The organism is Kitasatospora purpeofusca, assembly GCF_034043715.1.
Classification (GTDB): domain Bacteria; phylum Actinomycetota; class Actinomycetes; order Streptomycetales; family Streptomycetaceae; genus Kitasatospora; species Kitasatospora purpeofusca_A.
In genome coordinates this window covers 1-9,577 of the sequence record NZ_JAXCLC010000131.1, presented here as the reverse complement: position 1 = coordinate 9,577, position 9,577 = coordinate 1, and the positions used below count along the sequence as shown (strand labels likewise).

The 9,577-nt window shown below is 74.3% G+C and carries 6 protein-coding genes and 1 pseudogene; 1 reads left to right on the top strand and 6 read right to left on the bottom strand.

What is annotated here, in order from left to right; genetic code table 11:
- Nucleotides 1–20 precede the first annotated feature (20 nt).
- The 6 genes and pseudogenes from SM793_RS35620 to SM793_RS35595 all read right to left on the bottom strand — a co-directional run bounded on the left by SM793_RS35620 (nt 21) and on the right by SM793_RS35595 (nt 6,910).
- Nucleotides 21–1,388 (bottom strand): M14 family metallopeptidase, encoded by a 1,368-nt coding sequence (locus tag SM793_RS35620; protein WP_320443283.1) that lies wholly within the window; start codon nt 1,386–1,388, stop codon nt 21–23.
- A gap of 128 nt (nt 1,389–1,516) precedes the next feature.
- A pseudogene (locus SM793_RS35615) lies at nt 1,517–1,709 on the bottom strand (hypothetical protein); the annotation flags it as partial.
- A gap of 18 nt (nt 1,710–1,727) precedes the next feature.
- The gene (locus SM793_RS35610) at nt 1,728–2,426 is read right to left on the bottom strand and encodes a hypothetical protein (RefSeq protein WP_320443282.1); all 699 of its coding nucleotides are present in this window, start codon (nt 2,424–2,426) and stop codon (nt 1,728–1,730) included.
- Complete coding sequence (locus SM793_RS35605) at nt 2,423–3,841, bottom strand: hypothetical protein (protein ID WP_320443281.1); 1,419 nt, start codon at nt 3,839–3,841, stop codon at nt 2,423–2,425. Before SM793_RS35605 ends, SM793_RS35610 begins: the two co-directional genes overlap by 4 nt.
- 328 nt (nt 3,842–4,169) lie before the next feature.
- Nucleotides 4,170–5,348 (bottom strand): ARPP-2 domain-containing protein, encoded by a 1,179-nt coding sequence (locus SM793_RS35600; RefSeq protein WP_320443280.1) that lies wholly within the window; start codon nt 5,346–5,348, stop codon nt 4,170–4,172.
- Nucleotides 5,345–6,910, bottom strand: coding sequence for a hypothetical protein (locus tag SM793_RS35595; RefSeq protein WP_320443285.1), 1,566 nt, complete (start codon nt 6,908–6,910; stop codon nt 5,345–5,347). Before SM793_RS35595 ends, SM793_RS35600 begins: the two co-directional genes overlap by 4 nt.
- 439 nt (nt 6,911–7,349) lie before the next feature.
- Between SM793_RS35595 and SM793_RS35590 the strand changes: the two genes are divergently transcribed.
- Nucleotides 7,350–9,548: a M4 family metallopeptidase gene (locus tag SM793_RS35590; RefSeq protein ID WP_320443284.1), complete on the top strand. Its 2,199-nt coding sequence runs from the start codon at nt 7,350–7,352 to the stop codon at nt 9,546–9,548.
- The last annotated feature ends 29 nt before the right edge of the window (nt 9,549–9,577 follow it).

Sequence of the window (9,577 nt, the reverse complement as noted above, 5' to 3'; positions counted from 1 at the left end):
CAACCGGTCCTGGTGGACGTTCAGTTGGCGATTCCGCAGTACTGCTGCTGCTTGCCGATGGCCCGGTAGACGCAGTCGGCGGTCTCCAGCAGCCGCAGCACCGCCTCCCGGTTGCGGCTGGTCTCGCGCCCGATCACCTCGTCCGGCGGGTAGAAGCCGCTGCTGCCGTTCGGCCCGGGGTACATCTCGAAGGTGTAGGCGAACACCCGCTGGGTGCCCCACAGCCAGTCGTCGATCGAGCCGTCGGTGATGTAGAGGTCGCTCGACTGCTCCGGCGTGTAGCCGTTGGTGGAGGCCATCGAGCGGCCGAGGGTGGCGAAGGTGTTGTACTCGTCGGCGGTCATGCCGGTGGTGGTGTTGGCGGTGGTCCAGCCGAACGGCCAGAGCACCAGCTCGCTGTAGGTGTGGAAGTCGATCGCCGCGGTGATCTGCTGCTTGCCGCCGACCACCCGGGTGCGGACGAAGTCGGCGACCACCTTGGCCTCCTTGGCGGACTCCGGCGCGCTGCCCCGGTAGGTCTCGCTGGAGGTGGAGCCGGAGGAGCCGCCGCAGCAGCCCCACTTGTAGTTCCAGTTGCGGTTGAGGTCGGTGCCGACGTTGCTGCTGCCGGTGTTCGGCTGCCGGTCCTTGCGCCAACTGCGGTAGCGGCCGGTGGCGATGTCGTACTCGCCGCCGTCCGGATTGAGGTCCGGGACCACCCAGGTCTCCCGGTTGTCGACGACGTTGGCGATCCGGCTGTCCGTGGCGTACTTGTCGCCGAGTTCGTGCAGCAGGTAGAGCGACATCTCGACGGTGAGGTGCTCGCGGGCGTGCTGGTGGGCGGTGAAGAGCACCTCGGGCTCGTTCTCGTCGGTGCCGACGTTGTCGCTGATCTTGACGGCGACGATCGGCCGGCCCTCGTACGAGGTGCCGATGACCCGCTTGCTCATGATGTCGGGGTGCGCGGCCACGACGGCGTCGATGTCGGCGGCGGCCTCCGCGTAGTTGTGGTAGCCGGAGTCGGCGGACGGGAAGTCGTACAGCGTGGCGCCGGCCTCGGCCTGTCCGGCGGGCCCGTCGCCGTACCGGGGGCCCGGCAGCGGGACGGGGGACCAGCCGAGCGCTCGCAGCCGGGCGGCCTCGGCGGGGGTGGCGGTGACGGTCACCGAGTCGGCCCTGACGGCGTCGACCGAGGCTCCGGTGGCGGCGACGGCGGTGCGTTCGGCGACGGTGCGCGGGCCGTCGAGGCGGTACTGCCGGGCGGTGTCGGCGTCGCCCGCCGAGGCGACGGAGTCCGGCTGGACGGCGGCGGCCGGGGTGACGGCCTGGATGCTGAGCGGGGTGGCGAGGGCGAGCGCCAGCAGGACGGCGGTGGCCGTGGCGGGCTTCCCTCGGCGGGGCAGTCGCATGACTGTCCTCCTGTGGGGGGTCCGTAGGGACGGAACGTTGGAGGAGATGCGGCGCCGCGAGGTTGATGGTGCGTCAATGTCATGCTTTCGTCAAGGAGTTGGGCAGGCCGAAGGACTGAAAGGGGGGCCGGCGGCCCCGCGAAGACGGAGGGCTCGTGCACACTCGCGATGACGGCGATGACGGCGATGACTGGGATGACGGCGGTGACTGCGGTGAGCGGGGCTCGGCGAGTCGCCGAGTCGGGTGAGTGCGGACGTCCCGCCGGTCCCCGGTTCGCCCCACAGGAGCACCGGCGGGGCGGCGGCCACGGTGAGCGCCAGGGCCGCCCGCGCGGTCCGTCAGGCGACCCGGTGGCCGGTTCGCGGCAGGCGTTCGGTCTCCGCTCCGGCCCGGGTTTCCGTTCCCGGCCCGGCGTCCGGCGCGGCCTCCGGCGGGGCCGCCTCGTCCGGGAGCAGCGGGATCCCGTTGCGCAGGCTCACCGCGCCGGGCAGGTCGTACCGGCGGCTGCGCTGGACGATCTTCTCCCGGTCCACCGTGAGGGTCCCGGTGACGGTGCAACTGCCGGCGCGCAGCGCCACCAGACGGGCCTGTCGGACCACCGCGACGATGCCCGCCAGCTCGATGACGAGCGTCAGCTGCATCCGGACCGAGCCGACCGGAGTGCCGTCGACGAGCAGATCGACACGCGGGCTGTTGGACGAGGTGATGTGGTGGTTGGCGAGCGCCACCACCTCCTCCGACGCGGGGTCGGCCCGGGTGCGCCGGGCGGCCGCCGTCAGGGCGGCGTACCGGGACCACCCTGCAGCGGCGAAACCGAACAGGTCGCGCCCGAGCTGGCGGTCGAGCGCGGTGGCCACCTCGCGTTCGACGGCCTGCCCGGCCGCGCCGGTCAGCCTCGGGACGCCGTGCAGCAGGGTGCCGACGGTGCCCTGCCCGTGCAGGGACTCGGTGAGCGCGTCGACGGCGCTGCCGGGCGCGTCCGCCCCGAACAGCAACGCGCGCGCGGTCGCCGGATCGGTGAGCGTGGCGGTGGTCATGGGTCCTCCTCCGTCGCTTCCCCCTCCTCGGCACGGGTCTCCGCACCAGGGGTCTCGCCGGCGCGGGTCTCACCGGTACCGGTCCCCCTGCCGCCGGTCCCCCCGGTACCGGTCTCCCCACCGGGCGTCCCGTGGCGGGGCGTCTCCTCGACGCGGTGCGTGCCGGGCTCCTCCCGGGACTCCAGCCGGACGGTGCGGCCGGGCCCGGCCGGGTCGTCCGTCTCGGTGACCAGCGGGCGCGGCGGCTCACCGGCCACCGGGGCGACCGCGACGTGCGCCGACGCCCAGTGCGGCCCCCGCCGCCGGCCGAGCACGTAGGTACCGGCGAGGGCGGCGAGCACCACCGCGCCGCCGGCCGTCGAGCCGACCACCAGCGCGGTGGGCGCCGCGTCGCCCCCGCCCGGGGCGGGACCCCCGTCGGCCGTCAGCACCTCGAACTCCGTGGACCCGGCCGTCCCCGGGCGGTCCGGGCAGACGGCACGCAGCCGGTAGTGTCCGGGCCGGGCGTCGTCCGCGATCCGCGTGGTCAGAACGAACCCGCCGGCCGTCCCGGTGCCGACGTGCTCCCACACGACGTCGTTCCAGGTCAGCTCCGCCTCGGCGCCCCGGCAGGCGAAGCCGGTCCCGGTCAGCACGACCTGCTGCCCCGGCCGTGCGCGGCCCGGTTGCACCCGCAGCACGGGCCCGGTGGTGGGCGACGCGTCCGTCGGGTCCGGCGACGTCCCCCCGGTCGGGCTGCCGCTGCCGGACGGGACGACGGTGAACGTGGCCGTGGCCCGGCGCTCCGCCGCCGGTCCGCAGGAGGCCTCCACCGGGTGCGTGCCCGGCGCCGCGCCGGCGGGCACGGTGACGCTCTGCTCGAAGGCGCCGTCGTAGGGCTGGGCCCGGCCCAGTTCACGCTGCTCCCAGCGCAGCACGACGGGTTCGCCGTCCGGGCAGGCGAACCCGGTGCCCCGGGCGGTGAACGGGCGGCCGACCGGCCCGCTCGCCGGGGTGAGGGCGAGGCTCTGCGGCGTGTCCGGGTCGACCACGAAGTCCCTGGAGACGCTCACGACGTCCGCCACCAGACCCGGCGTGGCGGGCGACCGGACGATTCGGCAGGTGGCACGCACCAGGTGCGGGCGCGGTTCGGCGTTCGCCGGGACGTCGACGGACCCCTGGAAGTGTCCGTTCGTGTCGAGCGGCGCCGTCGCCGCAGGAGTGGTGTCCCAGAGCAGTTGGACGGTCGCGGGCAGGGACTTCACCACCGGGAGGCAGCTCGTGAACCCCGTGCCGTCGACCGTCACCCTGCTCCCTCGCGGTCCGTGGTCGGGGGACAGTGTCATCGAGGCCTGTGCCCACGCGGTCGGCGCGAGGAGCGCGCACACCACCGCGACCACGGCGCCCAGCAGCACCGAGGTCAGGACGCGGCCCACCGCCCGTCCGGAACCCGCCGACACGGCCGACCGCCTACCGGCCGGCCTTGCCGGCCCGGGAGCGGTCCGCCAGGGACTCGGCGGAACGGTGGGAATCGTCCTCGGATAAGGAATGGCGCGGCTGTCGGGTCATCGCCGACCGTCCTTCCACGAACCTTCTCCCATCATCGCCCCGCTCCCGCTCCCGCACCATGCCCCGGCGGCAGGGCGGCAGGGCGGCAGGGCGGCAGGGCGGCAGGGCGGCAGGGCGGCAGGGCGGCAGGGCGGCAGGGCGGCGGCGCGGCTCCGGAACGAACCCGCGCCACCGGCGCTACCCGACCTACCTGGCCTACCCGCGCGCGGCGCGGCGGTAGTGGTCCAGGACGTCCTGGCGCAGCAGGCCCCCGAAGCCGGCGCCTTCGAGGCGCAGGCCCAGCTGGGGTTCGGTGAGGCCGAGCGCGGCGGCGGCCGTCGGCAGGTGCCAGTCGTGGGCGGCGAGGCGGTCCAGCAGGTGGCCGCGCCGGACCTGGGCCTCGGAGAGGCGGAAGGTCTTGAGGTAGGCGAGTCGGCCGTGCTCGTCGGTGATCGCCTCGCCGATGTGGTTCTCCTCCTTCGGGCGGAACTCCGGCCGGAACCGGTCGAGGCGGAAACGGCCCAGGCGGCGCGCCGTCCGCGCCCGGTAGTCGGGATCCAGCAGGCCGCCGGCCATCGTGTCGTCGTGGAAGGCCGCCCAGGCGCGCTCCTGGCCGTCGACGGCCGTGCGCAGTTCGGCCGTCGAGTTGATCGGACCGGCCGTGCGCAGATCGGCCCGGAAGTCCGGGACGGGGCCGGACAGCAGGGCGTAGTGGTGGATCAGCTCGCCGAAGAGGTCGAGCAGCAGGGTCCGGTGCAGCGCGCGGTAGTCGTCGGGGTGCGGGGCGACGAAGGCCGCGGCGAGCGCGTCGGCCACGTACACGATCAGGCCGCACTGGCCGGGGTGGATCTCGAAGACCCGCAGGGCGTCGGCGAGGCCGCGGACCCGGTCGCCGGCGTACGCCTCCTCGGCGCGCGGCGAGAGGCCGTGCCGCAGCGCGCGCTCGGAGTACTCCTCCCAGGCGATCGACGGGCCGCCGAAGTGCAGGGCGAGATAGCCCTCCAGGGCGAGGTGCAGTGGCAGGAAGCGCAGCCGGGTGCGGGTCTCGCGCTTGGCGATCCGGCGCGGCACCCGTACCCGGACCCGCTCGGGCGGGGTGCTCGCGGTGATGGCGGAGGGCGTGTCGAGCCGGGTGCCGTAGGCGGCGGCGGGGGTGCCGTCGCGGGTCCAGTCGGCGACGAAGCCGTGCGGGACGAAGGCGAGGTAGTCGGTGCGGCGGCCGACCGGGACGGCGGTGTACTCCGGCTCGTAGAGCTCCTGGTGGAGGCGGAGGTCCTCGATCGGTTCGGCGCGGACCAGGGGCACCAGGCGCACGCCGCCCCACACCTGGGCGGGCCGGGTGTCCAGGCCGGTGAGGTCGAGGCGGAACGCCGGGGCGGCCGGGGTGGTGGTCATCGGACGGTCTCCTCGGCGGTCCCGGCGGTCCCGGCGGTCAAGGTGGTGGTCCCGGCGGTCCCGGCGGTCAAGGTGGTGGTCCCGGCGGTCCCGGCCGCACGGACCGACGGCGAGCGCACCGCGCCGTCCGCCGCCAGGAACCGCTCGGTGCGGGCGGCCAGGTGCGCCGTCAGCTCCGCGAGGTCCGTGCGGCCCTCGGCGAAGCGGGCGAACTCGACCAGGGCGGGCAGGTCCTCGGCGTCGCGCAGCCCGGCCGTCGGCACCGTCGGGGCGAGCCGGCGGACGTCGAAACCCTCCGCGTCGTACACCGGGTTGAGGTGCACGATGCTGGTGCGCCGCTCCGGGTCGAGCCGGGTGCGCCACACCCGCAGCACCTCGGCGGCCAGCCCCGGCGGGGCGTTGTCCCAGCCGTCGGAGACGATCACCAGCCGCTCGGGCGCGGTGTCCAGCGCGTCGAGGATGCGGCGCCCGAGTGGGGTCGGCCCGGACGGGCGGGCCAGCAGCGCGTCGCCGCGCCCGGAGGTCCAGAGCGCCGTGTACTCGCCGGCCAGCGCCGCCAGCAGGAAGTGGCAGGCGAGCGCGGCGGCCAGCGGCCGGCGGCGCTTGACGCCCGAGCCGTACGCGGACCAGCTGTCGTCGAGGACGGCCGTGACCCGGCCCCAGCCGCCCTCCTCCGCTCCGGCCGCGCGCACCGCCCGGCGCGCCGCGCCCCGCAGGGCGTCGGTCAGTTCGACGCGGCGGGCGGCCCGGTCGGCGGGCGGCAGGCCCAGCACGTACGAGGCGAGCCGGGTGAGCGGCATCCGGGCGAGTGCGGCGGCGTCGGCGGTGACGGCGGTGGCGCCGAGCGTGCGGGCGGACTCCTGGAGGCGCAGTCGCTCCAGGCCGGTCAGCCGCGGCTCGATCCGCTGGAGGAAGGCGGCCCGGGGGATGCCGTGGCGGTCGGCGAAGCCCTCCGCGACGGTGTACGGCAGTTCGTAGAGCGCGCCCTTCTCGTGGTGGGCGCGCCGCCAGGCGTCCAGCAGCGGCGCGGCGTACTCGGGGCGCCGGCGCGGCGCGTACAGGAAGTCGCCGGTCTCCTCCGCGACGGGGCGCAGATGGGTGTGGCGCAGCGCGCGCTTGAGCCCGGCGCGGTACTTGACGGCGTCGAGGGCCTGGTCGGGGCGGGCGGCGAGCCAGTCGCGCAGGATCGCCCGGGTGCGGCGGTTGTTGACCTTGGCGCGGCGCAGCTCGCCGATCAGCCGGTAGACCCGCTGCGGCGGCAGCAGCAACAGTCGGCGGGCGATCAGCCGGCCCTCGGTGCGGCGCTGCTCCTCGGTGGCGTCGCGGGAGGTCTCCAGGAGGCGGCGGACGATCAGGGCGGCGTTGTGGTCGTTGATGTCGAGGGCGAGCGCGGCGGCGTACGGGCCGCGGTAGTTGGCGAGCATGTACTCGTGCAGGAAGTCGAGCGAGAGCTGCTGCTCGGCGGCCCCGCTGTGGAACTCGCGCTGGCCGGTGCCGGTGATCGCGGCGTTGACGAACAGCAGCACGTCCTCGGCGGCGACGAGGTCACCGTAGGTCTCCACAACGACCGCCCCCGCGTCTGTCACGCTGCCGAGCAGCACCGGTACGGCGCCGGTCGCCCATCCGGTCCTCGGATGCTATCGGGACGAATTGGATGGGCCAACCTGATTTCGCGGCCCGCGCCGACCGACCGCAGCTCCCACGGCGGACGCGGCATTCCGGCCAACTTGCAGCGCAATGATGACATGCCCTCACCAAGAGTGGCACTGTGTACCGTCCCGCCGCCGCCGAGGCCCTGGCAGTCGCCCGGGCACCGCGCCGCGCGGCGAGTACGTCGAAGGCCGTTCCAGCCAGTCGAACCACCAGCTCTACCGGGCGGTACCCCTCTCGGCCGCCCGGCTGACTCCGGCCGCCTGAACCCGGCCGTCGCAGAAGGAGTTCCGTGTGACTCGATTCCGCAAAAAATCCGTCCCCGTGAGCGCGTTGATCGCCGGCGCCGCGATGATCGTGGCCGCCCTGCCCGCCGGTGTCGCCGCGGCGGACGGCCCGAGCGGGGCGCCCGCAGGGGTGCCGGCCTTCGCCGGCGCGCTGCCGGCCTCCCTGTCGGCCGCGCAGCGCGGCGCCCTGCTGGCCGCCGCCGACGCGAACAGCGCGAGGACGGCCGCCGCGCTGAAGCTGGGTCCGAAGGAGGCCCTGGTCGTCCGGGGCGTCACCCAGGACGCGGACGGCACCGTGCACACCCGCTACGAGCGGACCTTCGACGGACTGCCGGTGCTCGGTGGCGACCTGGTCGTGCACACCGCCCGCGACGGCACGAGCAAGGGTGACACCCGGGCCACCGGTGCGGACATCGCCGTCGACACCAGCCCCGAGGAGAGCGCCGAGGCGGCGAAGGGCCTCGCGCTCGCCGGCGCCGCGGCTGCGAAGGTGGCGGGGGCGGCGGCCGGCGACGCCCGCAAGGTGGTCTGGGCCGGATCGGGCACCCCGCGGCTCGCGTGGGAGACGGTCGTGACGGGCACGCAGGAGGACGGTACACCCTCCGAGTTGCACGTCGTCACGGACGCGAACTCCGGCAAGAAGATCTTCGAGTACCAGGGCATCGAGACCGGCCTCGGCACCAGCAAGTACTCCGGCCAGGTCACCATAGGCACCTCGGCGGCCGACGGCGGCGGTTACGCGATGACCGACCCCACCCGGGGCGGCCACAGCACGTACGACCTGAACGGCACCAGCTCCACCAGGACGCTGTTCACCAACCCGACCGACACCTGGGGCGACGGCACCGTCGCCAACCGGCAGACCGCCGCCGTGGACGCCGCCTACGGTGCCCAACTCACCTGGGACTACTACCAGAACGTCCACGGCCGCGACGGCATCAAGGACGACGGCGTCGGCGCCCACACCCGGGTGCACTACGGCAAGAACTACGTCAACGCGTTCTGGTCCGACACCTGCTTCTGCATGACGTACGGGGACGGCGCGGGCAACGTCAAGCCGCTCACCTCGATCGACGTCGGCGGCCACGAGATGACCCACGGCATCACCTCCGCCACCGCCGGCCTGATCTACCGCGGCGAGTCCGGCGGCCTGAACGAGGCGACCTCCGACATCATGGCCGCCGCCATCGAGTTCTGGGCCGGCAACCCCGAGGACCAGGGTGACTACCTGGTCGGCGAGAAGATCGACATCAGGGGTGACGGCACCCCGCTGCGCTACATGGACAAGCCCTCGAAGGACGGCAGGTCGCGGGACGCCTGGTCGGCCGACCTCGGCACCGTCGACGTGCACTACTCCTCCGGCCCGGCCAACCACTGGTTCTACCTGGCCTCCGAGGGCAGCGGTGCCAAGACCGTCAACGGCGTGGCCTACGACTCCCCGACCTCCGACGGCCTGCCGGTGACCGCCATCGGGCGGGACGCCGCCGCCAGGATCTGGTACCGGGCGCTCACCACCTACATGACCTCGTCCACCGACTACGCCGCGGCCCGCACCGCCACCCTCCGGGCCACCGCAGACCTGTACGGGCAGCTCAGCGCCACGTACATGAACGCCGCCAACGCCTGGGCGGCGGTCAACGTCGGCCCGCGCGTCGTCGACGGCCTGCTCCTCGACCCCGTCACCGACCAGGTCACCGAGGTCGGCGCACCCGCCGAACTCGAGGTCAGGGCCATCAACTTCAACCCCGGCGCCGTCACCTACCACGCGACCGGCCTCCCCGACGGCGTCCGGCTCCACCCGGTCACCGGCCGTATCACCGGCACCCCGGCCACGGCCGGGACCCACACGGTGACCGTCACCGCCAAGGCCTCACACAACAGCCGGATCTCGACCACGTTCGGCTGGAAGGTCTCCCGGGGCATCTTCGCCAACGCCCCCCCCGTGCCGATCCCGGACGGGGGCCCGGCGGTCTTCTCGGACATCTCCGTCGACCGGATCCCGGGCGCGGCGCCGAGCGACCTCAAGGTGGCCGTGGACATCAAGCACACCTGGCGCGGTGACCTGGCCGTCGACCTGATCGGCCCGGACGGAACCGTGTACTCGCTGAAGAAGGCCAGCCTCGGCGACTCGGCCGACAACGTGCTCGAGACCTACACGGTGGACGCCTCCACCCAGCAGGCCGACGGCACCTGGCGGCTCCGGGTGCAGGACATGTACCGCAGCGACTCGGGCCGCATCGACAGCTGGAAGATCATCTTCTGACCGCGTTCCCGCCCGGGTGGTGCGGCCGG